The 26,374-nt window shown below is 57.0% G+C and carries 18 protein-coding genes; 7 read left to right on the top strand and 11 right to left on the bottom strand.

The window, feature by feature from the left end:
- Positions 1–33 precede the first annotated feature (33 nt).
- Positions 34–1,140, bottom strand: a complete 1,107-nt coding sequence (locus SHM7688_RS14405; protein WP_058240631.1) for a class I SAM-dependent methyltransferase — start codon at positions 1,138–1,140, stop codon at positions 34–36.
- 612 nt (positions 1,141–1,752) lie between these two features.
- Here SHM7688_RS14405 and SHM7688_RS14410 point away from each other — a divergent pair.
- Entirely contained in the window at positions 1,753–4,074 is a 2,322-nt protein-coding gene (locus SHM7688_RS14410) for a methyl-accepting chemotaxis protein (RefSeq protein WP_058240632.1), read from the top strand.
- 130 nt (positions 4,075–4,204) lie between these two features.
- Here SHM7688_RS14410 and SHM7688_RS14415 read toward each other — a convergent pair whose 3' ends face one another.
- The 4 genes from SHM7688_RS14415 to SHM7688_RS14430 all read right to left on the bottom strand — a co-directional run bounded on the left by SHM7688_RS14415 (position 4,205) and on the right by SHM7688_RS14430 (position 7,528).
- Positions 4,205–4,714, bottom strand: coding sequence for a bactofilin family protein (locus SHM7688_RS14415; protein ID WP_058240633.1), 510 nt, complete (start codon positions 4,712–4,714; stop codon positions 4,205–4,207).
- Positions 4,704–6,017: a M23 family metallopeptidase gene (locus SHM7688_RS14420; protein ID WP_058240634.1), complete on the bottom strand. Its 1,314-nt coding sequence runs from the start codon at positions 6,015–6,017 to the stop codon at positions 4,704–4,706. The genes SHM7688_RS14415 and SHM7688_RS14420 overlap by 11 nt, the downstream gene beginning before the upstream one ends.
- A gap of 205 nt (positions 6,018–6,222) precedes the next feature.
- Positions 6,223–7,053, bottom strand: coding sequence for a ferritin-like domain-containing protein (locus SHM7688_RS14425; RefSeq protein ID WP_058240635.1), 831 nt, complete (start codon positions 7,051–7,053; stop codon positions 6,223–6,225).
- Positions 7,054–7,066: 13 nt separating this feature from the next.
- A complete protein-coding gene (locus tag SHM7688_RS14430; RefSeq protein ID WP_058240636.1) occupies positions 7,067–7,528 on the bottom strand; it encodes a peroxiredoxin in 462 nt (153 codons plus the stop codon).
- 297 nt (positions 7,529–7,825) lie between these two features.
- Here SHM7688_RS14430 and SHM7688_RS14435 point away from each other — a divergent pair, with 297 nt between their 5' ends.
- From SHM7688_RS14435 to SHM7688_RS14450, 4 genes are all read left to right on the top strand, one after another.
- Positions 7,826–11,068 (top strand): YhdP family protein, encoded by a 3,243-nt coding sequence (locus tag SHM7688_RS14435; protein WP_149687239.1) that lies wholly within the window; start codon positions 7,826–7,828, stop codon positions 11,066–11,068.
- Positions 11,069–11,082: 14 nt separating this feature from the next.
- A complete protein-coding gene (queA, locus tag SHM7688_RS14440) occupies positions 11,083–12,138 on the top strand; it encodes a tRNA preQ1(34) S-adenosylmethionine ribosyltransferase-isomerase QueA (protein WP_058240638.1) in 1,056 nt (351 codons plus the stop codon).
- Between the two features lie 135 nt (positions 12,139–12,273).
- Positions 12,274–13,545 carry an MFS transporter gene (locus SHM7688_RS14445; RefSeq protein WP_058240639.1) on the top strand — a complete coding sequence of 424 codons (1,272 nt, stop codon included), beginning with the start codon at positions 12,274–12,276 and terminating at the stop codon, positions 13,543–13,545.
- Positions 13,546–13,768: 223 nt separating this feature from the next.
- Entirely contained in the window at positions 13,769–14,356 is a 588-nt protein-coding gene (locus SHM7688_RS14450; RefSeq protein WP_058240640.1) for a DUF924 family protein, read from the top strand.
- Between the two features lie 11 nt (positions 14,357–14,367).
- Here SHM7688_RS14450 and SHM7688_RS14455 read toward each other — a convergent pair whose 3' ends face one another.
- Positions 14,368–14,826, bottom strand: coding sequence for a hypothetical protein (locus SHM7688_RS14455; protein ID WP_058240641.1), 459 nt, complete (start codon positions 14,824–14,826; stop codon positions 14,368–14,370).
- A gap of 160 nt (positions 14,827–14,986) precedes the next feature.
- Between SHM7688_RS14455 and lpdA the strand changes: the two genes are divergently transcribed.
- Together lpdA and uvrA are read left to right on the top strand one after the other, a co-directional pair.
- Entirely contained in the window at positions 14,987–16,381 is a 1,395-nt protein-coding gene (lpdA, locus tag SHM7688_RS14460) for a dihydrolipoyl dehydrogenase (protein WP_058240642.1), read from the top strand.
- A gap of 234 nt (positions 16,382–16,615) precedes the next feature.
- Positions 16,616–19,477 (top strand): excinuclease ABC subunit UvrA, encoded by a 2,862-nt coding sequence (gene uvrA, locus SHM7688_RS14465; protein ID WP_058240643.1) that lies wholly within the window; start codon positions 16,616–16,618, stop codon positions 19,475–19,477.
- 115 nt (positions 19,478–19,592) lie between these two features.
- Here the strand turns inward: uvrA and SHM7688_RS14470 are convergent, their stop codons facing one another.
- The 5 genes from SHM7688_RS14470 to SHM7688_RS14490 all read right to left on the bottom strand — a co-directional run bounded on the left by SHM7688_RS14470 (position 19,593) and on the right by SHM7688_RS14490 (position 26,257).
- Positions 19,593–21,170: a Hint domain-containing protein gene (locus SHM7688_RS14470; RefSeq protein ID WP_058240644.1), complete on the bottom strand. Its 1,578-nt coding sequence runs from the start codon at positions 21,168–21,170 to the stop codon at positions 19,593–19,595.
- Positions 21,171–21,369: 199 nt separating this feature from the next.
- On the bottom strand, positions 21,370–22,242 hold the full coding sequence (gene mmsB / locus SHM7688_RS14475; RefSeq protein ID WP_058240645.1) for a 3-hydroxyisobutyrate dehydrogenase: 873 nt from the start codon (positions 22,240–22,242) through the stop codon (positions 21,370–21,372).
- Positions 22,243–22,246: 4 nt separating this feature from the next.
- Positions 22,247–23,287 carry an enoyl-CoA hydratase/isomerase family protein gene (locus tag SHM7688_RS14480; RefSeq protein WP_058240646.1) on the bottom strand — a complete coding sequence of 347 codons (1,041 nt, stop codon included), beginning with the start codon at positions 23,285–23,287 and terminating at the stop codon, positions 22,247–22,249.
- Between the two features lie 86 nt (positions 23,288–23,373).
- The gene (locus SHM7688_RS14485) at positions 23,374–24,513 is read right to left on the bottom strand and encodes an acyl-CoA dehydrogenase family protein (RefSeq protein WP_058240647.1); all 1,140 of its coding nucleotides are present in this window, start codon (positions 24,511–24,513) and stop codon (positions 23,374–23,376) included.
- Positions 24,514–24,763: 250 nt separating this feature from the next.
- Entirely contained in the window at positions 24,764–26,257 is a 1,494-nt protein-coding gene (locus SHM7688_RS14490) for a sensor domain-containing diguanylate cyclase (RefSeq protein ID WP_188128097.1), read from the bottom strand.
- Positions 26,258–26,374 lie beyond the last annotated feature (117 nt).

The raw sequence follows: 26,374 nt of genomic DNA on the forward strand, positions 1-26,374 counted from the left end.
CCACCGATACGTGGCCCTTTTGATTTGTGGGCCCTATTGCAGTGTCAAGGTTGTGTGGGCACCGCTGTCTTCGCCGTCGCAATTGAATGAGAGTGACAATTTGGTGGCGTCATGCTGCGCAATAACAGGCAAGCCGGTGCCCGGTGTGACCGGCATGGGCACCTCTGGGAGATAGGCCGTGCGCCCCCAATGACCATCAGACCTCAGATCATTGGAGACAAGGATGCCCGGCGCCAGTTGCATTTGAAAGCTCACGACCACGGCATGCACTGTGCCCTCTGTGTCGCAGGTCAGGGTTTGCTCGGATCTCGCAGGGGCGATGTCTGGATTGGTGAAATCAAAGTAGAAGAGGGGCACGGTTGGCCCAAGAGGGAACAGCGGCAGCGCGGCGGCATCATTGGGTGTGATCTGCGCCATGCGAGAGAATTTGTGAAAGCTTGACAGATCAAACCCTTCAGCAGATCGCGGGCGCATGGTTTCTGTCAGCGCGTCGCTTTGCACAGGTTGCGCCATTAAGATCCCGCTTTCCGGGATGCAGCGCGCGCCGGGTTTGGCCAAATGTATCATGGCATGTTTGAGCGTGGCCAGTGCCCCTTCTCCCAGCAGGTTGCTGTCGACAATTTCGGAAAGCACAACATCGGCGCGTTCGGGCATGTCTTTGCCAATGATGATGTCATGAGACCACTTGGAGATGACAGTAATTTTGTCAGACAGGTTGTTGTCCGCAATGACCTGTTGGGCGGCCTCAGCGATCATCGGCTGTTGTTCCACTGCATAGACATGTCCCGCACCGGCGCGCGCGGCCAACATGGCGGTCAGGCCAGCACCCGCGCCGATATCCAATACAATGTCACCCGGTTGCACTTTGGCGTTGATGGCCTCGGCATAGGCGCGATTGCGTGAGGCATCTGCCATCATTGGAAAATGCCAACGTGGCACAAACATATGGTGCAACTGATTTAGCAGCAGCTGTGCCGCATGATGGTCGGGCGTCTTGGCAAGCGTTTCTGTTAGAAGGGCGGCGGCGGCAATACCACCATCGCTGAGAGGGGTGGTTTCCGCCTGCGCTACAAGCGCATCAGCATCTGCAGTGTTTGGAGCGGTCGCCGAGAGCGGGTGGTTTGTGCCATGAAACAGCACGGGTTGTCTTTCTAACAACTTGTCTTCCTTTTTAGGTAAATCCCGTTGACCTCTTTATTGAGGGCGCGCGTTTAAAGTTTGGTAAAAACACAGACACAGTTTTGCGGGTGCGTTTATGCAGGAAAGTGACGGTGAAAAATCATGTGAATAGGACTGGAGGCGCGTCCAAGGTCTGTTCGTCTTACGGACGAAAAGAAGTATTTTGATCGAAGCGGATGGCGGACTTTGAAAGGCTCTTTAAAAAATGCAGTGTAAATGCATGTTTGTTGGGCGTTTTTGAAACTGCGAGGTGAGCCTCGGTCGCGAACTTGCTCCGGACCTTCCAAGGCTTTCGCGTTCTGCTTTGTCGGAGAAATGTGTGGTGCATGTCGAGAAAATACAACCATAGGTATAAATACGTAGATTAGGTGTTCTCTGGGCGTCTTGGGCCAGTGAGAGTGATTTTTCTGTGACGATCTTGGCTTGATGGTCTGTGGCAACCTCCTCTCAGTTTCCGCATAAACCCGCGATATGGAACGGAAAACCATACCTTATTTAACTGTAATTCAATGTTTTGATCACAAATCATCGGTTTGAAGCCACTTGAGAGCTTCGAATTGGAAGGTGAAGACGATGAAGTTTCGTGATGTAAAGCTCGCATGGAAATTGCCGTTGGCGATTGCTGTGCCGGCTGTGGTTCTGGTGTCTCTTAGCAGCGCTCTACAACTTAAACAGGCAGCGAGTGCGATTGAGAAGGACCACAGATTCGCTTACGAGAGCTTCATACATGAGAAACGCGATATCGTAGAAGAATGGCTTCAGGACAGCCGTAAAGGCGTTGGGGCTCTTGCAGAAAGCTTTGGTGTGCGGGCTGCGGTGGCGGAGTTTACGGACGGCTGGAGCGCCTTGGGTGGCAGCGCAGAGAAGACACTGCGCGCGCAGTACATTACTGGCAACCCCCATGGCGCAGATGCGCGTTCGGCGTTGGTGGCCTCCAGCCAGCCATCAGAGTGGACAGAGGCCCATCAAAGACATCATGTGGGTCTGCGTTCGTATATCGAGGCGCAGCATTTTTACGATATGTTCCTCTTTGATACCGCAGGCAGTCTGATCTACTCCGTGCGCAAGGAAGATGACTTCGCACGTGACTTTAAAGCGGGCAAATATGCCGATAGTGGTCTGGGTGAAGTTTATCGGACCGCGCTGAACATGCCTGCGGGCGAGTTCGCCATGACGGATATCTCCACCTATGCGCCGAGTGCGGCGCCAGCGCTGTTTATGGCGGCGCCTGTGTTTGACGGCGCGAGCAAGCTTGGCGTGGTCGCGATTCAAGTGCCTATGGATGAGATTGAGCATCTGGTTGCAGAGTCTGAGCTTCTTGGAGAGACCGGGGAGGTTTATCTGGTCGATAACTTCGGGCGCGCTTTGACGGCATCACGCCATGACGGTGGTCATGATGCCTTGGAAACCCTGCCAGAGCTTGAGCAAATTCAGCTCGCCCTGAGTGGGAGTGAGGCTCATTTTGAACATACCACCGGATTGAATGGTCATGATGTTGTTGCGGAGACAGCAGATGTCACGATCCCCAATGGAAAACATTGGGGGATGGTGCTGGAAATTGATCGGGCTGAGGCCATGCAGTTCATCAACAAGTCGATCTTTGTTGGCATCATTGAGCTGGCGATCACGGGTGTATTGTTGTGTTTGCTGGTGTGGTTTGTGCTGCGTGGCGTGATCAAACGCATCGAACATCTGGCGGGTGAGATGGAAGAGGTTGGCGCGCAAAACTATGATCAGGTCATTGCCGGTCAGGACCGCGGGGATGAAGTGGGCTTCATTTCAAAAACACTGGCCAAGCTGCAGGTGCGTCTCCGGGAAGGCGCTGAGGCGCAGGCGCGGGAGCAGGAGGTTCAGCAGACCAATCAGCGTGTGGTGGATGAACTGAGCGCGGAGTTGATCAGCCTGGCACAGGGCGATTTCCGTGCGCATCTGAAGGATGACTTCCCACAAGAGCATCAGGTGCTAAGCACGAGCCTCAATCAGGCCGTCGATGGGCTGAGTGCGCTGGTATACTCGGTACGTGACACGGCGGAGAGCATCAATCACGGGGCACAGGAGATTGCCGGATCTGCGGATGAGCTGGCGCATCGTACAGAAGCACAGGCGGCGACACTTGAGCAGACGGCACAGGCTTTGACCGAAGTGACAGATGGGGTTCAGTCTTCGGTGAAGACCGTGGAAAATGTTGAGACCACTGTGCGTCACGCCCGTGGACGGGCCGAAGAAAGCGGTGAGGTTGTGACCGAAGCGATTGCTGCAATGACCGCGATTGAGAAGTCGTCAAACCAGATCAAGCAGACTGTGAGCGTGATTGATGATATCGCCTTCCAGACAAACCTGCTGGCGCTGAATGCTGGCGTTGAAGCCGCGCGGGCCGGAGAAGCCGGGCAGGGGTTTGCCGTTGTGGCTTCTGAGGTGCGCAGCCTGGCGCGGCGTTCGGCGGAATCCGCTATGGAGATCAAATCCCTGATTGAGTCCAGTGGGCAGCAGGTGGAGCGAGGCGTTGCCATGGTCGGGCGTACCGGCGACGCGCTGACCTCTATTGTGGGGCAGGTACAGGAAATCTCCGATCTGGTTGCGGAAATCTCCAAATCCTCGCGCGAACAATCGGTGGCGTTGACAGAAATCAACACTGGCATGACCCAGCTTGATCAAGTGACACAGGGCAATGCCGCGATGGTGGAAGAAAACAACGCGGCCTCACATATGCTGCGTTCCGATGCGGATAAGTTGATTGAGCATGTGCGGCAGTTCAAGATCAATGAGGTCAAGCCGCATGCGACCGAAGTTGGCGTTCAAGAGATCTCAGAAGACGCAGAAGAGGAAGAGAGCGTCGAGGTTGCCTATGTGCCTCAGAAAAAACAGGTCGCCAATGAACAATGGGCGGATTTCTAGGTCCATGTGATCATTTGGAGCAACAGGCGGCCCCTTCAGGGGCCGTTTTTATGAGCACCGAAATGATCTGCGCAACAAAAAGCCGCCGTGGTATGCTTAACACGGCGGCTTTTATGTCATGTGAAACGGGTTACTTGCCTGCGGGCGCTGCTGCTGCGGCGGCAGGGGCCGGAGCGGCTTTACCAGGGTTCAGCGGATCGTCCTGACGCTGCACGGAGCCTTCGAAATGCGCGCCGCTTTCGATTGCAATGGTCTTGTGGATGATATCACCTTCGACGCGTGCGGTAGAGGTCAGGCGGACTTTAAGGCCACGCACACGACCAATGATACGGCCGTTGATCACAACATCATCTGCGATGATTTCCCCTTTGATGGTGGCGGTTTCACCCACCGTCAGCAGGTGGGCGCGGATGTCGCCCTCAACAGTGCCTTCCACTTGGATGTCACCGGAGGTTTTCAGATTGCCCGTGATGTGCAGATCAGAGGAGAGCACAGAGGCCGGTGGTTTTGCCTTTGGCGCGGATTTGAACTCGCTCGCTTTGGCGGGCGCGGCCGGAATTGGGGCAGCTTCAGCAGCGGCAGGTTTGGCCGGCGCGTCAGACTTCGGTGCGGGTTCGTTGATTTTGCTTTTAGAAAACATCTCTTCCAGCCTTGATAAATGTCATCGGGTTCACTGCGCGACCGTTCACACGCACTTCGTAGTGAAGGTGGGTGCCGGTCGACCGTCCAGAATTGCCCATATCACCAATACGATCTCCGCGCGAGACTCTTTGACCGACTTTTACGCGGATTTTTGCCAGATGCGCGTAACGGGTCTCGATCCCATGTTCATGTTGGATTTTTACAAGACGCCCATAGCCAGAGAGCCAGCCCGCGTGGATCACCACGCCTTCGGCTGTGGCGTGGATCGGCGTGCCGTAGCGGGCGGCGAAATCGGTGCCCTTGTGCATCCGGCCCCAGCGCATTCCGAAACCCGAGGTGTAGCGGAACGCAGACTTGAGCGGGTTGTCAAAGGGCACGGTTTCCGCTGCGATGCGATAGGTGTTGAGCTGATCAAGCTGTTCGAGCAGACGATTGGTGCGCAGGGTTTCCGCGGTCAGTTCCCCACCTTTGGTGGAGAAGTTGAGTGGCATCATCGGGCCGCCCTGACCTTGATAGCCGCGACGCACCTCATTCATAAGGCTGTCCACATTCAGCCCGGCGGCGGTGAACATTTTGGTCAGCGGTTCCACAGAGACTGTCATGGCATCTTCGAGTTGGCGGAAGATTTGATCGTTTTTCTCTTCCATCAGCAGAAGCTCGCGTTCCATTTCATCGGCGGCTTTGAGAGCTTCCTGTGCGTCGGCGTAGACCTGATCCCGTTCGGCGGCAGTTTCATTCAGTGCGGTGGAAAGCACGTCTAGCATGTCATTGCCCAGAGGCGAGCTGCCAATGAGGGCAGTTTGGGTTTCGGCTTGTGCCTGATCGCGTGCGATGAGTTCAGCACGGGCCTCTTCCCGCTCCTTCATGGTCCTGCGCAGGGTGGACTGAATGACCTCAATTCCTGTTTCCAGTTCTCGGCGGCGTGTTTCGGACTCAAGAAGCTGAGACTGCATCGCTGACACTTGCGTCAGAGCAGAGTTAAAGCGAGCCTGTGCAGCAAGTGCCTCTGTGGTGCGCGCATCCCGCTGTGCGGAGAGGTCATTGAGGCGCTGTTCGTAGGTCACTTGATCGCGTTTTGCCTGTTCGCGAAAATTGCCGGAGCCAATACTGTCCATCAACAGAATTGCTGTTGCTATGATCGCCCAAGCGACCACGGCGGAAGCACCAGCAAAAGCAAAGAGCTGTGTGCCGGGACGCAGACGGATGAACCGCGTGTCGGTATCTGATCGTAAGAAAAGCCGTCTTTCCGGAAAAAAGCGTTCGAGCAGCGCGTGCAGCCGTATCGCGAGTCGTGTTCTCACGGACGTATTCCTTGTCTTGTCCCATCCCGATGTGGCCCAGTCCCCCGGGGCCGCATTATTGGCAACGCCTGTTAACCAGCATCTTGGGGCGAGGTTTTAGCGGTCTGCGGCAGGTCGGGCAAGATGTTTGACCTAATGGTCGATAAGCGGGCAAAAAAATGCCCGCATACCGGCGATAACCCGCTTATGGCAGGCCAACATGGCTTCAGCGCGCGTAGGCGGGGGGCTCTTCATCGGCGAGAGGCCAGTAGAAATCCGGTGGCAGACCTGCGTCTGCGCGTTTTTCCTCATTGAACGGTGGCTTGAGTGCGCCGTGAAAGTACTTTTGCACCAGCCCGTGAAATTCCGCCTTGGGATCTAGCCCATGCCGACCGCAGAGGAAATTGAACCATTTGGAGCCATAGGCCACATGGCCGACCTCTTCGGCGTAGATGATGCGCAGGGCCTCCAGTGTCTGGGTGTCCTTGGCGTTTTCAAAGATGCGGATCATACCCGGTGTCACATCCAGACCGCGGGCCTCAAGCACCATGGGCACCACCGCAAGCCGCCCCATCAGATCGTCCACCGTATCCTCGGCGGCGCGCCACATCCCTGCATGGGCCGGCAAGGCGCCATAAAAGCTGTCCTTGGCTTCAAGGCTGTCACATATCAAATTGAAATGATTTGATTCTTCGGCGGCGGATTTTACCCAGTCGTCATAAAAACCAAGTGGCATCTCCACATCGGTGAACCGGGCGATGATATCCCAGTGCAGGTCCACCGCGTTCAGTTCGATATGGGCCACCGCGTGCAGCATGGCGATGCGGCCTTGCGGGCTGCCGGGTTTGCGGCGCGGCACATCCCGCGGATCCAGCAGTTCCGGCTGCTCTGGGCGGGCCGGAAGCAGCGGAGGCTGTGCGGTGCCGATAGGCAGCGGCGTGCCCGCTTCACGTGCGGCAAACCAGGTGGCCGCATGTTGTTTGGAAATGGCCGTCTTAGCGCGGCCATCGGCGGTGGTGAGTACCTCCACCGCCATTTCTGCAAGACTTTGCGTCATCAAAGGGTCTTTCTTAGAGGGCTTTTGCTGCGTCCAGAACCTCTTCGGCATGGCCGTCCACTTTGACCTTTGGCCAGGTGCGCAGGATTTTTCCAGTGCCATCAATCAGAACCGTGGCGCGCACGATCCCCATGAAGGTTTTGCCGTACATTTTTTTCTCTGCCCAGACGCCATAGTCTTCGCAGACGGAGCCGTGTTCGTCAGAGAGCAGAGGGATGGTCAGCTCTTTCTTAGCCACAAATTTGTCGTGGCTTGCCATGCTGTCTTTGGAAATGCCGAAGACTTTCACGCCTGCATCGGCAAACTCCTGCGCCAGCAGCGAAAAGCCGATGGCCTCCTTGGTGCAGCCCGGCGTGTTGTCGCGAGGATAGAAAAACAGCACCACCGGTGCAGGTTGTTGCGCGGAAAGGGTGATCTCTGCGCCGTCGGTGGACGGGAGGGTGAAATCGGGGGCATTTGTGTCGGTTGCGATCATGGTCTGCTCCTGTTGGGCCCTTTTCCGCGCGGACGCTGCGTTGACGTTGATCCGGCCTTGGGTCGGGCTTGGCTTGCGGGTATAGTTTTGTCCACGAGCACCGGCATAGCAGAACACACAGAGGCATCAACCCTGACAGAGAACGGCGATCATAGCTCCGCGCCCAAGGGAAAAGGTGCACCTTCTGATATCTCCGAATCCTCATGTAACACGGATGATACGCAGACAGAGGGCGCCGAGATCAGCAAAGGAGAGTCTGACGTCACCGCAGGCGGCAGATCACGCCCGCCAAGGCGGGTGCGACGCTATGGTGTGATCGCACTCTTCAGCCTGCTTGTGCCGTTGATTGCGCTGGCGGGATTTGTGTTTGTTCTGAGTGGCAAACCCTTTGTGTTGCCCGACTGGATGCGCAGCCGCGTTGAAGTTGTTCTGAATGCTCAGATGCAGAATTTCGATGTGGCGATTGAGACCATCGCGGTGATGGTTGAGGATGACTGGGATCCCAGCATTCAACTGCGTGGTGTCCGTATTTTGCCACCCGAAGGGGGCGGGGCGGTGAATGTCACGCAAGTGGATGCGCGCTTGGCTTTTGCGCCTCTTCTGGAACGTCAGATTGCCTTTCGAGAGGTGCTGGTTGCGGGCGTATCGCTGACGGCGCTGCGTCTTGAAGACGGCAGTGTGCGGATTGCTCTGGGGCCAGCAGTGGGCGGGGGGGCGCTTCAGACAGATACAGATATCACGACGCTCGGGGATCAGTTGGAGGAGTTTCTGGACGTGCCGGTGCTGGCCGCGCTGAATGCCTTTCGCGTGGAAGACGTCACCCTGCGCTTTGAAGACTTGCGTGAGCGGCGGGCCTGGACTGTGGACGGCGGTCATATTTCGCTGAGGCGTGATGCCGAGCGGGTGGATGTCTCTTCGCAGCTGACTTTGCTGGGGGGGCGCAGCTATGCCAGTACCATCGAAGCCTCGCTGACGACATATTATGGCACGCGCGAAACTGAATTCGGATTGAATTTTGAAGATTTGCCCAGTCAGGACATCGCCTCTCAGGGGGCTGCGCTGAGCTGGCTGGAGATCATACGCGCGCCGATTTCAGGCGCGCTGCGAGGGCGGATTGATGAGGAGGGCGCGCTTGGCAATGTGAATGCGACCCTTCAGATCAGTGATGGTGTGGTGCAGCCGGGGGGGGAGGTGCAGCCGATCCCCTTTCAGGGCATGCGCAGCTACTTGACCTATAGTCCCGAGCGGCGCGCGATCCGGTTTGATGAGCTGTTTATCGACAGCGATCTGATGCGGGTCTCCGCTTTTGGTGAGGCCTTTCTAAGAGATTTTCGGCAAGGTTTGCCGCAGGAATTTCTGGCACAGTTGACACTGAATGAGTTTCGCGCAAATCCGCGCGCGCTGGAGGATGATCCGGTCCGCCTGGAGCGCAGTTATGCGGATTTCCGGTTGCGTCTGGATCCGTTTGAACTGGATCTGGGGCAGATGGTTGTCCGCCAGTCTGAAAACGAAATTGTTCTGAATGGTACGCTGGGCACAGAGGGAGCGGATTGGGCCTATGCGCTCAACGGGCATATGGACCGCGTGCAGGCCGACGATGTGCTTGCAGTCTGGCCCAACAGTTTCAAGCCCAAGCCGCGCAAATGGGTGTCTGAGAATATCTTGGGAGGCACCGTGCGGGATGTGGATCTGGCGGTGCGCTCCAATGGCAGTGATATGCCGGATGTGTTTTTAGACTTTGTGTTTGAGGATGGGCGCGTGCGCGCAGTCAAAACCATGCCGCCAATTGTGAATGGCAGTGGTTTTGGTGTGCTTCAGGATCACCAGCTGCATATCGCTGTGGAAGAGGGATATGTTCAGGCGGATCAGGGCGGGTTTCTGGATGTGAGCGGCTCAAGCTTTGTTGTGCTGGACACGCGGATCAAGAAATCTCCGGGGTTGGTGCGCGCGCAGGCCACTGGCTCAACAACGGCGGTGATGTCTTTGCTGGATCGGGAGCCGCTGAAGCTTTTCACCAAAGCCAAATTGCCGGTTGATTTTGCGCCCGGTGAGGCGGCGCTTGAAGGGACCATTGATCTGATCCTCAAGGACAAATTGCCGGTTGAGGAAGTGGTCTATGACATTCGCGGAACCCTGAGCAATGTGGTGAGCGATCATTTTTTGCCGGGCAAAGTGATGCGTGGGGATTTGACCGTGCATGCGACGCCAGAGCGTGTCGATGTGAAGGGGAGCGGTGATTTGGCTGGCATCCCGGTGCAGGCGCATTGGCATATGTTTGGCGGCAAGGAAAACGAGGGCCGCAGCTGGCTGAGTGGCACTGCGGAGCTGAGTGCGGCGGCGCTTGAGACCTTTGATGTGGGCTTGCCTAAGGGCACTGTGCGCGAGCAGGGGCTGCTGACCTATGATATGGAGATCGTGAAAGATCAGCCACCTAAGCTGACGCTGACATCAGACCTGAAAGGGGTTGTTCTGTCAGCCCCCCCGCTGGGCTGGCGTAAAGGGGCACAGGGCACGGGGCTGCTTGCCGTTGAAATGACGCTTGGCAAGCGACCGTCTGTGGATGCGATTACGCTGGAGGCAGCAGGGCTGTCGGCCACGGGGCGTATTTCGATCGCAGAGGGCGGCGGGCTGGATGTTGCCGAACTTGACAGTTTCCGGGTTGGAAATTGGTTGCAGGGGCAGGGACAGTTGCGCGGTCGTGGCCTTGGCGTGCCGCCGGCCATTGTGGTGACGGGTGGGCGACTGGACATGCGGCGGATGCCGAAATCCACCAGCAGTGGGACGTCGAGCACGGATATGGGGCCGCTTTCGGCGCAGATGAATGAAATCATTGTGACGGATGGCATACGCCTTGCACCGGCTGTGGCAGAGTTAACACCGCAGAGAGGTGGCCTATCTGGCAGCTTTAACGGCAATCTCAATGGCGGGCCGTTTGTGCAGGGGACGCTAACCCCGCATCAGAACGGGCTCAGAGTGCAGGCGCAATCTGAGCAGGGCGGGAAAATCGCCGTTGCTATGGGGGTGGTGAAATCCGCAACCAAAGGACGTTTGTCGCTCGATCTGGTCCCCCGTGCTGCGGATGGGGAGTATGATGGTACGCTCACGATGCGGGAGCTGAAAGTTCAGAAAGTGCCGCTCATTGCGGAGTTGCTCAACGCGATCAGCGTGGTGGGCCTGATCGAACAGCTCAGTGGCCCTGGTTTGCTGTTCAGTGAAGTTTTTGCGCGGTTCCGCATTACGCCAGAGCGGCTGATTGTGGGGGAGGCCAGCGCGGTGGGACCCTCCATGGGGATTTCAGCCAATGGCAGCTATAGCTTTGTGCAAAGCTGGTTTGATTTGCAGGGCACGTTGTCGCCACTCTATGCGGTGAATGTTCTGGGGCGCCCTGTGTCGCGCAGAGGAGAAGGGTTGATTGGCTTCAACTACACACTTCGCGGGCCATCGCAGGATCCGGAGATATCCGTCAATCCACTCTCGGTCTTGACGCCGGGCTTCTTTAGAGAGATTTTCCGCCGTCCACCGCCTGATCTCTCCAACTAGTGACACGAGCCACAATGCAGCTTTCTGATTTTGATTTTGATCTTCCCGAGTCCCTGATTGCGACCCGGCCCGCAGACCCGCGCAGCTCTGCCAGATTACTGGTGGCGCAGGGGGCTGACATCACGGATGGTGTGGTCACCGATCTGGTGCAATGGTTAAAGCCCGGCGACCGTCTTGTGCTCAATGATACAAAGGTGATCCCCGCGCGTCTGTCGGGGTATCGTGTGCGCAGCGGTCCGGAAGGCGAAACGCAGGCGCGTATGGAAGTGACTCTGCTTGAGCCGCGCGCGGGTGGCGCATGGGCGGCGCTGATAAAACCGCTCAAAAAGATCCGTGAAGGCGAAGAGATTATTTTTGCGGCCGGTCTGAAAGGGCGTCTGCTCTCCAAGGATGAGGGACAAGGACTGGTTCAGTTTGATCTGGAGGGTCCGGATTTTGATGCGGCGCTGGAAGCGGCCGGGAATATGCCCTTGCCGCCCTATATTGCGGCCAAACGCGCAGCGGATGAAAAGGACAAGACCGACTATCAGACGGTTTGGGCAAAGAATTCCGGCGCGGTGGCTGCGCCAACCGCATCTCTGCACTTTGATGAGGCTTTGTTGGCGGCATTGGCCGCGCGCGGAATCTCTTTCACCCATGTGACCCTGCATGTCGGGGCGGGCACCTTTCTGCCGGTGAAGGTGGAGGATGTCAAAGAGCACAAGATGCACGCGGAATGGGGGCGTGTGAGTGCAGAGGCCGCCGCAGAGATCAAAGGCACCAAAGCTTCGGGAGGCCGGGTGATCCCGGTGGGCACAACGGCGCTGCGTCTGATTGAAAGCGCGGCCCGTGCCACAGGAGAGATTGCGCCGTGGGAAGGGGAGACGGATATTTTCATCTATCCCGGCTTTGCCTTTCAGGTGGCTGATGCCCTGATGACCAATTTCCATCTGCCCAAATCCACCTTGATGATGCTGGTGAGCGCGCTTCTGGGCCAAGAAGAGATTCGTCAGGTCTATGCCCATGCCATTCAGGAGGGCTATCGCTTCTTTTCGTATGGGGACGCTTCTCTGTTGATCCCGGCAGAATAGTCCGTTGCGAAAATTCCGCGTTTAATCCGCTGAGGTAGACAAAACGACATGCCGCTGTCGCGAATGAATGCGATGGCGCAGAGGGCGTTTTGCATATGGGCGCAAATATGAGACGATCGCGCAAAGGGGCGCATTATGGTTCAATTTATTAAAGGCGCTTGGCCGCTTCTGCTTGGAATGTTGCTGCTGATGGTGGGCAACGGGATGCATGGGACCCTGTTGGGGATCCGTGGCGAAGGGGCTGGCTTTTCGACATTTGAGATGTCGATGGTGATGTCGGCCTATTTTGTCGGCTTCCTTGGAGGCAGTCGCGTGACGCCGGAGATGATCCGACGGGTGGGGCATGTGCGGGTGTTTGCGGCCTTGGCCTCAATGATTTCTGCGGTTTTGATCCTGTTTCCAACCTTGGAACATCCGATTGCCTGGATCTTGGGCCGTGCGCTGATGGGGTTCTGCTTTTCGGGCGTGTATGTCACGGCGGAAAGCTGGCTCAACAATGCCGCGAGCAATGAGACACGTGGCAAGGCGCTGTCACTTTATATGATCGTGCAGATGATCGGTATCGTGAGCGCGCAGGGGATGATGACTGTGCCGGACGCCACGGGATTCCTGCTGTTTGTGATCCCCTCGGTGCTGGTTTCGATTTCTTTTGCGCCTATTCTGCTGTCGATTTCTCCGACACCTGCGTTTGACACCACCAAACCGATGAGCCTGAAAGAGCTGTTCAACAACTCTCCCTTGGGTGTGGTGGGCATGTTCCTACTGGGCGGTGTGTTCTCGGCGCAGTTTGGCATGTCGGCGGTGTTTGCGACCCGTGCTGGGCTGAACCTGAGTGAGCTGAGTTTGTTCATCGCGACCTTTTATATTGGCGCGACGATCTTTCAGTATCCGCTGGGCTGGTTGAGTGACCGGATGGATCGGCGTGTGCTGATCATGATCGTGGCCGCGATTGGTACGGCGGGCGGAACGCTTGGCTTTTTTGCGGGCGACAACTATCCGATGCTGCTTGTCGCGGCGCTGTTTATTGGCGGGTTCTCCAATCCGCTCTATTCCATGCTGATCGCGCATGCCAATGACTTCCTTGACTATGAGGATATGGCAGCGGCCTCTGGCGGGCTTGTGTTTGTGAATGGCGTGGGCGCGATTGCGGGTCCGATGATCACAGGTTGGGCGATGGATGTGATGGGGCCAAGCGGCTTTTTCACCTATCTGATCTTCCTGCTTGCGGCCACGGGCATCTATGCCGGTTATCGCACCACACGTCGTCCGGCGGCTCCGGTGGAAGAAACCGGCAGCTATACTGCCGTGATGCCGACAGCATCTGTTGTGGCCGTGGAGGTCGCCCAAGAAGTCGCCATCGAAACCGCGATGGAATTGGAAGAAGAACAGGAAGCTGCGGCCGGGTGACCGGCGTGGCGCGCGGGCCGAGCATTGAGCAGTTTGGCCCGCTTGCAAAGACCTGCTGCATCAGGGTGCAACGCGTCAAATCAGTTAAGTTTCCTGTTAGCGCCGATAGTCGCGCGGTATGTCTCAATGTTGCATTTTGTGACTGTTCATTGGCGGCGGCTTCTGTGTAACGTTTTCATGACAGGACCTCCCGTGAGGGAGAAAAAGGCAGGAGGAGAGGGGCATGATTGGTCCCGAGGAAGTGCTCGCATTTTGGCTCGATGAGATCGGTCCACAGGGGTGGTACGCGGTGTCAGACGAGCTGGATGAAACCATTCGTCAGCGGTTTCTGGCCGTGTGGGAAAAGGCGCAGGCCGGGGGCTTGGGGCAATGGCTGACATACCCCAGCGGCACATTGGCCTATCTGATCGTGACGGATCAGTTTTCGCGCAACATGTTCCGGGGAACCGGCAAGGCCTTCGCCACGGATCGCAAGGCACTGGCCGCGGCCAAAGCGGCGCTGCATAAGAAGTGGGATCAGAAGATTGATGGTGCTGCGCGGCAGTTTTTCTTTTTGCCGCTGATGCATTCGGAAAATCTCTGTGATCAGGAGCGCTGTGTCCGAATGTTCCTTGATCGTATGGATGATGCAGGCAGCAACCTTTTGCATGCCAAGGCGCATCGTGAAGTGATCCGGAAGTTTGGGCGTTTCCCGTATCGCAACGATGCTTTGGCACGGCCTTCATCAGAAGTGGAAACGCTTTATGTTTCTCAGGGCGGTTACGGGCGCACTGTTCGGGAACTGCAGGCCGCCACAGGTCAGGCGGCCTGATTTTACCTGTTTTACTGGTTGGGTGCTGCAGTGTCGATCGCAGCACTTTGATCCGGCAGATGACAACTGGCCAGATCGCCCAGCCGTGCAGAAATGCGCGTGCTCGCTTCATCAATAGCGGTGCCCATCAGGCGATCTGGAGCAGCGGCAAGGCTGGCGAGGCTTGCATTGATTTCAGCCATTTGCACATCCAACGCGTCGGCACGTGCCTGTAGGCGCTGTGTTGCCGGTGCATTCAGCGCGGCGTTTTCCAGAGAGATGGAGGCCAGATCGCTGCGCAAATCTGTGATCTCACTCTGCAGTCCTGTGACCTTTTCCTCAAGCGGTTTCACGATCTGAAGGTTCTGAGCAAAACTGGATACGACGCGTTCTGCGGTGCCGGAAAGCTGCCAGAGCAGAAACAGGCAGAGTGCGACAAGAATAAGCGTGGCATTGATCATGGCGACCAGAAGGTCTTTCACGGTTTTCATCGGTGGGTTCCCTGATGATGGATGGCGCGCGCAGTGTGACGCTTTTGCCGCGTGTTCGCCAGTGAATAATGCGCGTTAAACGAGCGTTTCCCTTTGTTGAAGCCGGTCTGAAACTGCACTAGGCTCGCCACACGACGCAGCGGAAGGCAAAGGACACAGCATGGCCAGCAAGAACTTCGACATGATCGTCATTGGCGCGGGGCCAGGAGGCTATGTGGCCGCCATTCGCGGGGCACAGCTTGGGCTGAAAGTGGCGATTGTTGAACGCGAGCATATGGGCGGCATCTGTTTGAACTGGGGCTGTATTCCCACCAAGGCCATGTTGCGCTCAGCAGAAGTGTTTCACCTGATGGAGCGGGCACAGGAATTTGGCCTCAAAGCGGACGGCATTGGGTATGACATCGACGCGGTTGTGAAACGTTCTCGCGGGGTGGCGAAACAGCTGAGCTCGGGCGTGGCCTTCCTGATGAAGAAGAACAAGGTTGAAGTTTTTATGGGCGAGGCGACGCTTCCCGCCAACGGCAAGGTCTCTGTGAAAAGTGACAAAGGTTTCCAAGAGTTGAGCGCGAAGAACATTGTGCTGGCCACCGGAGCGCGGGCGCGGGAGTTGCCGGGGCTTGAAGGGGATGGCAAGCGGGTCTGGACCTATAAAGATGCGCTGGTGCCGACGCATATGCCCAAGAAACTGCTGGTGATTGGCTCCGGTGCGATTGGCATCGAGTTTGCCAGTTTTTACAACACGCTGGGGGCGGAAACCACGGTTGTCGAAGTCATGGACCGCGTTTTACCGGTTGAAGACGCGGAGATAAGTGCTTTTGCCAAAAAGCAATTTGTCAAACAGGGTATGAAGATCCTTGAAAAATCCATGGTCAAGAAACTGGATCGTGCCAAGGATAAGGTGACCGCGCATATCGAGACCGGTGGCAAGGTCACAACGCAGGAGTTTGACACGGTGATCTCTGCTGTGGGGATCGTGGGCAACGTGGAAAATCTCGGGCTGGAAGCGCTGGGGGTGAAGATTGACCGGACCCATGTGGTGACCGATCAGTATTGTTCCACCGGTGTGGAGGGGCTTTACGCGATTGGCGATATCGCTGGCGCGCCGTGGCTGGCGCATAAGGCGAGCCACGAAGGCGTGTTGGTGGCGGAGCTGATCGCGGGTGGGAAACCGCATCCGGTGAAACCCGAAAGCATTGCGGGATGTACCTATTGTCATCCGCAGGTGGCCAGCGTGGGCTATACCGAGGCCAAGGCAAAAGAGCTGGGCTATGACGTTAAGGTGGGGCGCTTCCCCTTTATCGGCAACGGCAAGGCGATTGCGTTGGGCGAGCCTGAAGGCATGGTGAAGACGGTGTTTGATGCCAAGACTGGCGAGCTGTTGGGCGCGCATATGGTGGGCGCGGAAGTCACGGAGCTGATCCAAGGCTATGTTGTGGGGCGCCAACTTGAGACCACAGAAGCCGATTTGATGGAGACCGTGTTCCCGCATCCGACGCTGAGCGAGATGATGCATGAGAGCGTGCTGGATGCCTTTGATCGGGTGATCCATATCTGAGTTTTGAAGGCTCTACTCTGGAGGCTCCGCCAAGGTGGAGTCTTTTTCCATTTCGCAAAGCACTTGTGCGGTGCTTCGTCATCCGTTGGGGCCTTCAAATCGTAGACAGTGCAGATTATGTGTGAGCCTTGCGAACGGGCTTGGCGAATGGTTTTGTTCTCTGTATGTTCGCGATAACTGTTGGGGGCGAGTCCGTGCGGGCGCTGCCTGCTGCCGCAGCCGTTGGGGGTATTGATGGCCGAGCTGAAAAATATCGAGGTGCGCGGGGCGCGCGAGCACAATCTGAAATCCATCGACGTGGATATTCCGCGCGATCAGCTGGTGGTGATCACCGGCCTGTCGGGTTCCGGCAAATCCTCGCTGGCTTTTGACACAATCTATGCGGAAGGGCAGCGGCGCTATGTCGAGAGCCTAAGCGCCTATGCGCGTCAGTTCCTTGATATGATGGAAAAGCCGGATGTGGATCACATCAGCGGGCTGTCCCCGGCGATTTCCATTGAGCAGAAGACCACTTCCAAAAACCCGCGTTCCACCGTGGGCACGGTGACGGAGATCTATGACTATCTGCGTCTGTTGTTTGCCCGTGTGGGCACGCCCTATTCGCCTGCCACTGGCCTGCCGATTGAGGCGCAGCAGGTGCAGGATATGGTGGATCGCATCATGGGGCTTGAGGACGGCACACGCGGCTATCTTTTGGCGCCAATTGTGCGGGACCGCAAAGGCGAATACCGCAAGGAGTTCCTTGAGCTGCGCAAGCAGGGCTTTCAGCGGGTGAAGGTGGATGGGGAGTTCTATGAGCTCGACACGCCGCCGACGCTGGATAAAAAATTCCGCCATGACATCGATGTGGTGGTGGATCGCCTGGTGGTGCGTGAAGGCATGGAGACCCGGCTGGCGGACAGCCTTCGCACCGCGCTGGATCTGGCCGATGGCATTGCCGTGCTGGAGACCGCGCCGAAAGAGGGCGATCCGGAGCGGATCACGTTTAGTGAGAAATTTGCCTGTCCGGTCAGTGGGTTCACCATTCCGGAGATTGAGCCACGACTGTTTTCGTTTAACGCGCCTTTTGGGGCCTGCCCGGAGTGTGACGGGTTGGGCAAGGAGCTGTTCTTTGATGAGCGGCTTGTGGTGCCGGATGTCACGCTGAAGATCTATGACGGGGCGCTGGCGCCGTGGCGGAAGGGAAAGTCGCCCTATTTTCTGCAGACCATCGAAGCGATTGCCAAACACTATGAGTTTGACAAGAACACGCCATGGAAAGATTTGCCCAAACATGTGCAGCAGGTCTTCCTCTATGGATCGGGCGATGAGGAGATCGAATTCCGCTATGACGAAGGTGGGCGCGTTTACAATGTGACCCGCGTTTTTGAAGGCGTGATCCCCAATATGGAGCGCCGCTATCGGGAGACCGACAGCAACTGGATCCGCGAAGAGTTTGAGAACTATCAGAACAACCGGCCTTGCGGCGCGTGTCGTGGGCATCGTTTGCGCGAAGAAGCGCTGGCGGTGCGGATCGCTGAAAAACATGTGGGACATGTGGTGCAGTTGTCGATCCGCGAGGCGCTTGCTTGGATTGAGAGTGTTCCGGCGAGCCTGACCAAACAGAAGCAGGAGATCGCGCGGGCGATTGTGAAAGAAATTCAAGAGCGGCTTGGATTCCTGAACAATGTGGGATTGGAATATCTGACACTGTCGCGCAACAGCGGCACCTTGTCGGGGGGCGAGAGCCAGCGCATCCGTCTGGCAAGCCAGATTGGCTCGGGTCTGACCGGTGTTCTCTATGTGCTGGATGAGCCCTCCATCGGATTGCATCAGCGTGACAACGACCGCTTGCTGACAACGCTGAAGAACCTGCGCGATCAGGGCAACACCGTGATTGTGGTGGAGCATGACGAAGAGGCGGTGCGCGAGGCGGACTATGTGTTCGACATTGGTCCGGGGGCCGGGGTGCACGGCGGTCAGGTCGTCTCCAAAGGCACGCCTGCGGATATTGCCGCAGATCCTGCATCTTTGACTGGCCAGTATCTGTCGGGTGCGCGGGAAATTGCGGTGCCGACAGAGAGGCGTGAGGGCAATGGCAAACAGATCACCGTTGTGAAGGCCACGGGCAATAACCTGAAGAAAGTCACCGCAGATTTCCCGCTGGGCAAGTTTGTCTGTGTGACAGGGGTGTCTGGGGGTGGCAAATCTACGCTTACCATTGAGACGCTGTTCAAAACCGCCTCCATGCGCCTCAACGGCGCGCGCCAGACGCCTGCGCCCTGTGAAACCATCAAGGGGCTCGAGCATCTGGACAAGGTGATCGACATTGACCAGCGGCCGATTGGGCGCACGCCACGGTCAAACCCGGCGACGTACACCGGGGCGTTTACGCCGATCCGCGACTGGTTTGCCGGGCTGCCGGAGGCCAAGGCGCGCGGCTATAAGCCGGGGCGGTTCAGTTTCAACGTGAAAGGCGGGCGCTGCGAGGCTTGCCAGGGCGACGGGGTCATCAAGATCGAGATGCACTTCCTGCCCGATGTCTATGTGGAATGTGAGACCTGCAAAGGCGCGCGCTACAACCGCGAGACGCTGGAGATCCGCTTCAAAGGCAAGAGCATTGCCGATGTGCTGGACATGACCGTGGAAGAGGCGCAGGACTTCTTCAAAGCGGTGCCAAGCATTCGTGACAAGATGGATGCGCTGATGCGGGTTGGGTTGGGCTACATCAAGGTGGGTCAGCAGGCGACCACCCTGTCAGGCGGGGAGGCGCAGCGGGTGAAGCTCTCCAAAGAGTTGGCGAAGCGATCAACAGGCCGCACGCTCTATATTTTGGATGAGCCCACCACGGGTCTGCATTTTGAGGATGTGCGCAAGCTCTTGGAAGTGCTGCATGAATTGGTGGATCAAGGCAATACGGTTGTGGTGATTGAGCACAATCTGGATGTGGTGAAGACCGCGGACCACATCATTGATATTGGTCCGGAAGGCGGCGATGGCGGCGGCAAGATTGTCGCCAAAGGCACGCCGGAGAAAGTGGCGAAAGTGGCCGCGAGCCACACCGGGCGCTATCTCAAGGACATGCTTGCGCCGAAGAAAAAAGTGGCCGCAGAGTAGGGCAGGCGGCCCATCGGTGTGCGTAGCTGCATGTGTTGACACACATATATGGCGCGGCCCGATCAGCTGCGCCATCTTTGTGAGTGATCGGTTTCATAGCTGGTTTTTCAAGCGCCTATGCCGCCAGAAGCGCCTGTGCCTCAAAGCTTCGCAGGCTTGGGCGGGCGGCTGTATCTTGCCAGTCATGTGCTTGTTGCGCGATGACTTGGCGCAGCGAGCGATTGGCGAAAGGGTCAAAGCTGTTCAGCGTCATCGGGCCGGGTAGGAAACTTTCAGACCATTGGCCCTTTGAAAACAAAAGCTCATGTTGGGGCATGAGAATGTGGAAATAGGTGATGGTCTGGTCTGTGTGCTCGCGCAGGACATCCTTGTCGTTGACCAGATCTTTGGCCTTTACCAGAACCTCTTCACATCCAAACAATAATTCTGCCCAAGCACCTCGCAAAAGGACGCGATGTTGTGGAGAGACAACAAAATCGGTTTTGTTGTCCAGAACACCGGCTTTGATGCGGATCGGCAGCGTTTCAAAACGGGGCGTGATGTGCGAGCGCCCGATCCAGCGGATGGGCTGATACCCGGAATCCAGAGTTCTGAGCAGCATACCTGCGCGAAGCTCCTCGACTGGCAGATGACCATCTGAGGTTTGGATCAAAGTGCCTGCGGCGAAGCAGGGCGCGCGTTGCTCAATTTCCACAAGCGCAGTGTCGCTTGCACCGCTTGAGTCCTCAATCGTGTAATTGAAATAGACCGTTTCATTGTCGGTATCGGCATCTACGGTCAGGGTGCCATTGGTATTCAATGTCACGACCTGTCCTGTTGAGAGGGTGACGCTGTTTGGCAGCCCACCTGCGCCTGTGGCGCTGACGGCGATCCCATTGATATGTGTGATGGCGAGCGTGGGGCCAGCGCTTGAGCTGTCATTGTCCAGGACGTTCAGGACACGTGTGCCTCCAAATTTGACGGACAGCGCGTCGTCTTGCGCCACTATCGCACTTTGTACGGAGCCTCCGGCGATCAGGAGGTTGGAGTCAAACCGCGCATCTGAGGCGTCTGCGATGCCGATGACCAATTCGTTCACCCCATCCTGAAGTGGCACCACAAATGTGAGGGTGACAGTGAAGCCGTCCATCTCTGTGTTGAACTGATCGTTGCTGTTGTCGTTGTAGATGTTTTGGTTGGCATCATTGATGTTGCCGATGCTGGCTGAGCCATCCCCAATGGATATCTGGGCTTCAACGCCATTTACCCAGACGCCAATCGCATCGTTAAAACTCAGGAATTCTGGATATTCTTCCGAGGACAGCACAAAATCAATGGTTAGCAATTCGCCCGCAGTTCCGTTGAAATCTACGGTCAGATAGGAGGCGTCAAAGGTTGTCGCTCCGGCGGCGGCGTTGAACAGCGCATTGTTGTCCTGCCCGGCAGTGTCGGTGGAGGTATTGCTGCGTTCGTTGGTGTTGCTCGTACCGCTGTTGTTCGTGAAATCAGACACATGCCCGGTAGATAGGATGACTCCGCTGTCCGCAGGGGCAACACCGGGGCTTGTGCTGTCGGCGCCGGTATAGATACCAGAGCTGAGAGGGTCCCCAGTGTAGTCGGCAGAAACGATACGGCTGGGGTCGCCGAAGATTTCATTGGCCATCTGCTGTGCCGTCGCAGATGTGTTGATGTTGAGTTCTGTGGCTGTCGGCATTTGGCTGCCCCCTGCTGCGCGATGATCAGGCGCTTCTGCGCTCGTTCACAGCAGGCTGGCGGTCAATCGTGGCGGGATCAGGGCTGGGGTAAGGAAAATTTAACCAAAATTAGCGGCGCGTGATGCAGGCATTGAAAAAGGGCCGCGCCATTCAGCGGGCCCTTTTTGTCGTGCGTATTTTCAGCTTTTAGGGGCTATGTCAGCCCCGCCCGCGTTTTTCAAATCGGGGCAGCATGGCGGAAAAATCCGTACCAAGGCCACCTTCGCTTTCGACAAACTGCTCATAGAGTGCCGCAGCGGCTTGGCCCATCGGTGTATCTGCATCTGCGCTTTGGGCGGCCTGTTGTGACAGGCGCAGATCTTTGAGCATCAGTTCTGAGGCGAAGCCAGGCTGATAGCCATTGTCTGCGGGAGATTGCGGGCCAACGCCGGGTGCCGGGCAGTAGGCATTCATGGTCCAGCTGTAGCCTGACGAGGTGGAGACAACGTCAAACATGGATTGCCGGTCCAATCCAAGTTTGTCGGCGAGTGCAAAGGCTTCGCAGGTGGCAATCATGGTCACGCCGAGGATCATGTTGTTGCAGATCTTGGCGGCCTGACCTGCACCCGCCTCGCCGCAATGCACGGCTTTCTGGCCCATGATGTCAAACAGAGGCGCAGCTTTGGCGAAGGCCTCGGTGCTCCCACCGGCCATAAAGGTCAAGGTGCCACCTGCGGCCCCGCCAACGCCGCCGGAGACCGGCGCATCCACAGCGAGCAGACCTGCCTCTGCGGCCTGTGTAGCAACGGCACGCGCGCTGTCGACGTCTACGGTTGAACAATCCACCAGCGCAGCGCCCTGAGCCATGACCGGGATGATATCCTCTGCGACCGCGCGCAGGATCTGGCCATTGGGCAGCATGGTGATCACCACATCAGCCTGTGCAGCAGCAGCGACCCCGCTTTCGGCCATTGACACGCCCTCGATGGCAACATCGGCCATGTCAAATCCTATAACGTCATGGCCCGCCTTGGCCAGATTGGCGGCCATTGGCCCCCCCATGTTGCCCAATCCGATGAACCCGATTTTCATGGTTCTACTCTCCCTTTTCAAATGTCAGCGCATCCGATCCCAGCGGCAATACCATTTTGGTTATGACGCCGGCGGGCACCTCCTCCAAGGTGTATTTCCACTGCGGATTGCGGTCTTTGTCGATGATTTGCGCGCGAATGCCTTCCAGAAAATCGCCATGTTCCATGGCGCGGAAGGTGAAGCGATACTCCTGATCCAATGCAAAACGAATGTCATCACCTGTGCGGACACGATGGATGATTTCAAGCGCCGCGCCCATCGCCAGAGGGGAATTGCGCCCGAGTTTTTTGAGCGCGGCAGGGGCCAGATCATCATGCGCATGATGCAGGGCGTTGAGGACGTCATTGAGCGTCTCTCCACCGAAGTTTGCGTCAATGTCTTTCTGTTGTGCCGCAAGCGTGCTTTCTTCTGGCGGCGTTGCGGCCGCGTCAATCAAGGTCCAGTCGCCGGTCTCTTCCAGCTGTTCTATCAGGGTGGGCCAGTGGTCCTGAGGTATGAAAAAATCGGCAAATCCCGCATAAATCGCATCTGCCGCGTTCAGGCGTGCGGCGGTCATGCCGAGGTACTCCCCCAGACGTCCAGGCGCGCGCGCCAAGATCAGTGAGCCACCCACGTCTGGCACAAGGCCAATACCCACCTCGGGCATGGCGATCTGACTGCTTTCTCCGACAATGCGGTGGCTGCCATGACACCCAACGCCCACACCACCGCCCATGGTGAAGCCCTGCATGAAGCTTACAACCGGTTTGGGGAACTCAAACAGCTTGGCGTTCATGCGATATTCGTCGGCCCAGAACCGCTGCCCGTAAGCATAGTCCCCGGCGGTGCCGGTGTCATAGAGCTCCGCAATGTCGCCCCCTGCGCAAAAGGCTTTGTCACCTTCTGCATCAATCACGATCATTTTGACGGTGTCATCGGTGGCCCAACTGTCTAAAGCGGCTTCGATGGCGAGGCACATGTCATAAGACAGGGCGTTGAGTGCCTTTGGGCGCGTGAGTGTGATGCGGCCTGTCTGGCCTGAGATTCGGATGGAAATATCGTCCACGTGAACGCTCCGGTTTGTGTCTGTCCGTCTGGCGTAGTCCAGACCGCTCAGCTGCAGCCTCGAAGGCTGGGGCGGAGCGGCCTTGTTTAGGCGGCGATCATCTGACGGGAGATGATCAAGCGCATGATTTCATTGGTGCCTTCGAGGATCTGATGCACGCGCAGGTCGCGGACAATTTTCTCGATACCGTAGTCTGCGAGATAGCCATAGCCGCCGTGCAGTTGCAAACAGCCGTTGGCCACGTCAAAGGCCACATCCGTCACCATCAGCTTGGCCATGGCGCAGAATTTGGTCGCATCATGGTCGCCATTGTCCAGCTTCCACGCCGCCTGACGCAGGAAGGTGCGCGCGGCCTGTAGCTTGGTTTCATACTCCGCAAGCCGGAATTGCAGGGCTTGAAACTGGTTGATGGATTTGCCGAAAGCTTTGCGTTCGGACATGTATTGCACGGTCAAATCCAGCGCCTTCTGGGCGCCGCCAAGTGCGCCAGCAGAAATGTTGAGGCGCCCGCCGTCCAGACCGTTCATGGCGTAGCTGAAGCCTTTGCCTTCTTCGCCGATCAGGTTGCCGGCAGGAACCTTGCAGTCGTCAAACTGCACCTGGGATGTCGGCTGAGCAAGCCAGCCCATTTTCTTCTCCAGCGCCCCAAATGACAGGCCTTCGGTGCCGTCTTCCACCACCACAGTGGAGATGCCTTTTGGGCCATCCTCGCCGGTGCGCACCATACAGATGTAGGCATCTGAATAGGAACCACCGGAAATAAAGGCCTTGGTGCCGTTGAGTACATATCCATCGTTGCTGCGCTCGGCGCGGGTTTTGAGGGCAGAGGCGTCGGAGCCGGAACCCGGTTCGGTCAGGCAGTAGGAAAAGACTTTGTTCATGGAACAGAGGTCCGGCAGCCACTTCTGTTTGGTTTCCTCAGAACCAAACTTATCGATCATGCCGCCGCACATATTGTGAATCGACAGAAAAGAGCCCACGGAGGGGCAGGACATGGCCAGCGCTTCAAAGACGAGCGTCGCATCCAGACGAGACAGCCCTGATCCGCCGTTTTCCTCAGAGACATAGATGCCTCCCAGACCCAGTTCTGCGATTTTGGGCCAGAGCGTTTTGGGGATTGTGCCTGCGGCTTCCCAGTCCTGGGCAAAAGGCGCGATATGTTCTTCGCCAAAGCCTTTGGCCATATCAAAGATCAGGGTCTGTTCTTCGGTCAGTGCAAAATCCATGTCTCATCCTTCAAGATCGCGGCACGCATGGGCCAGTGCGGGCAGGGGACAGGAAACACCAGAGTGCTGACGCGCTCAGGTCGCGGCCTCCCCACCACGAATTGAACATATGTTAAATTACCATCCTTGCAGAATGATTGCAAAGGGCACGGGGCGCAAAAATGGCGCTATCATACCGCGTATTTGCAGAATTGTTTTGCAAAAATACCGAGGTATTATGCCCGCGTGTTTCTTGCCAGCGCTTGGGGGCTTAACTGGGCTCTGCTGGGTTATCAGCTGAAATCACCCGGTTTTTTCCGGCTGCTTTCGCCTGCTGAAGTGCATGTCGGGCGCTGTCCATCATAGCGAAAGCGGTTGGATAGCGCGTGTCGCAGGGCTTTGCCTGTGTCAGACCGCCGCTCGCAGTCACGCAAAGCAGGTTGTCGCCGTCACAGAGGGTGCTAAGTGCCTCAATTCCGTGCCGGAGTCGATCAGCAACAAGTCGTGCATTGTCGATATTCGTGTCCGATAGAAGCACGGCAAACTCTGCTTCATTGATCCGGGCCAAAACATCAAGTCGGCGCAGGCCGTTTGTGCGGAGGGCATTTGCGACCTGTCGTAACAAGGATTGGGCGGCGTTTGCCCCAAGGCAATCACGCAGAGCGGAATAGTTGTCAATCTCCAGAAGGAGCAGCGTCAGCCCATCGCGAGAGCGATCTTTTTGATGCCAAGCCAGTGCCAGTTCGTCTTCAAAATGGGCGCGATTTGGGAGGCCTGTCAGGGGGTCGTGTCCTTCCATTGCGTTGGCGCGGCGTGCCAACTGTGCGCGTAAGCCCCGTTCCTCCTCGACGATGTCGGCGCGGGTGATCCCGGCGGCGACGCGACGACCAAGTTTTAGACTATAGACGCAAACAAAAATGACAAAGGCAAGATTGAGCAGATACACTCCATCGTAGGCCTGGCTGATGTGCACGTCGTGAATGCCGGCACTCAGGGGGACGAGCCAGCCCAGCGTGTAAAACCACGCGTCTTTTTGGCGTTGCGCAATGGCGCGAGCACTTGTCATCAGCATAAGGCCGATCACCACCACGCAATAGATCTGCAAGAAGATCAGATCTGCCGTGACAACGGGGAGAGGTGCCACAAATATCAGTGCCACGCCGAGCATGCCGACCATGGCAAACAGAAGCGGGCCGCGCAGCTCTCCGAATTTCTGCCAGATCAAAGTTTGGTGCATTGCGTAAGCAGCCCATGCCAAAATCAACACGCTGCTATACTCTAGCCGTACGCGAAGGGGGCGAATGTCTCCACCAAAGAGAATCTCAAGCGTGCCAGATAAAATGACTGCTCGTAGCAAGAGCGCGGCTGCAGTCAGAGCAAGGAGCAGGCTGGCGGGATCCTTGCGATAGGCCAGAAACAGGAACAGATTGAAGAGGGCCACCAGCAATGTTGTACCCATGATGGCGCCTTCCATGACGCGACGCACTTGCAGGCGATCCTGATAAGAACCTGCTTCTGCGATGAACGGCGCGCTTAGGATGCCACCAAAACTGGAGAGGGATTTTCTGACATGGATCACCAGAAGCCCTTCGCGCACGCCTTCAAGCGCGTAAGCGCGGGTCCCATGGGAGGCTACGATTGGCCCTGACATTGTGCCATCGGCACCAATTTCCAAGCTGTCTTCTGGTGCATCCAGAGGTACCCAGAAGATGCGATAGGCATCATGGACGCGTGGCAGCGCGACAACGAGCTGTTGTTGATGCAAGGGAGGGAGATTGAGTAAGGCGGCGTAGGTTGCGATTCCGTCTGCAAACGGATTTGTGTTCGTCTTGGGTACGTCATTAGCCCAGTCATGAGGCACTTCAAGTTTTTGAAGGGTGTC

Source organism: Shimia marina, assembly GCF_001458175.1.
Taxonomy (GTDB): Bacteria; Pseudomonadota; Alphaproteobacteria; order Rhodobacterales; family Rhodobacteraceae; genus Shimia; species Shimia marina.

Bases quoted from the DNA above. Each gene is read 5' to 3' on its own strand.
- SHM7688_RS14410 (WP_058240632.1), top strand. From the start codon at position 1,753: ATGAAGTTTCGTGATGTAAAGCTCGCATGGAAATTGCCGTTGGCGATT.
- SHM7688_RS14415 (WP_058240633.1), bottom strand. From the start codon at position 4,714: ATGTTTTCTAAAAGCAAAATCAACGAACCCGCACCGAAGTCTGACGCG.
- SHM7688_RS14425 (WP_058240635.1), bottom strand. From the start codon at position 7,053: ATGACGCAAAGTCTTGCAGAAATGGCGGTGGAGGTACTCACCACCGCC.
- SHM7688_RS14430 (WP_058240636.1), bottom strand. From the start codon at position 7,528: ATGATCGCAACCGACACAAATGCCCCCGATTTCACCCTCCCGTCCACC.
- queA (WP_058240638.1), top strand. From the start codon at position 11,083: ATGCAGCTTTCTGATTTTGATTTTGATCTTCCCGAGTCCCTGATTGCG.
- SHM7688_RS14445 (WP_058240639.1), top strand. From the start codon at position 12,274: ATGGTTCAATTTATTAAAGGCGCTTGGCCGCTTCTGCTTGGAATGTTG.
- SHM7688_RS14450 (WP_058240640.1), top strand. From the start codon at position 13,769: ATGATTGGTCCCGAGGAAGTGCTCGCATTTTGGCTCGATGAGATCGGT.
- SHM7688_RS14455 (WP_058240641.1), bottom strand. From the start codon at position 14,826: ATGAAAACCGTGAAAGACCTTCTGGTCGCCATGATCAATGCCACGCTT.
- lpdA (WP_058240642.1), top strand. From the start codon at position 14,987: ATGGCCAGCAAGAACTTCGACATGATCGTCATTGGCGCGGGGCCAGGA.
- uvrA (WP_058240643.1), top strand. From the start codon at position 16,616: ATGGCCGAGCTGAAAAATATCGAGGTGCGCGGGGCGCGCGAGCACAAT.
- SHM7688_RS14470 (WP_058240644.1), bottom strand. From the start codon at position 21,170: ATGCCGACAGCCACAGAACTCAACATCAACACATCTGCGACGGCACAG.
- mmsB (WP_058240645.1), bottom strand. From the start codon at position 22,242: ATGAAAATCGGGTTCATCGGATTGGGCAACATGGGGGGGCCAATGGCC.
- SHM7688_RS14485 (WP_058240647.1), bottom strand. From the start codon at position 24,513: ATGGATTTTGCACTGACCGAAGAACAGACCCTGATCTTTGATATGGCC.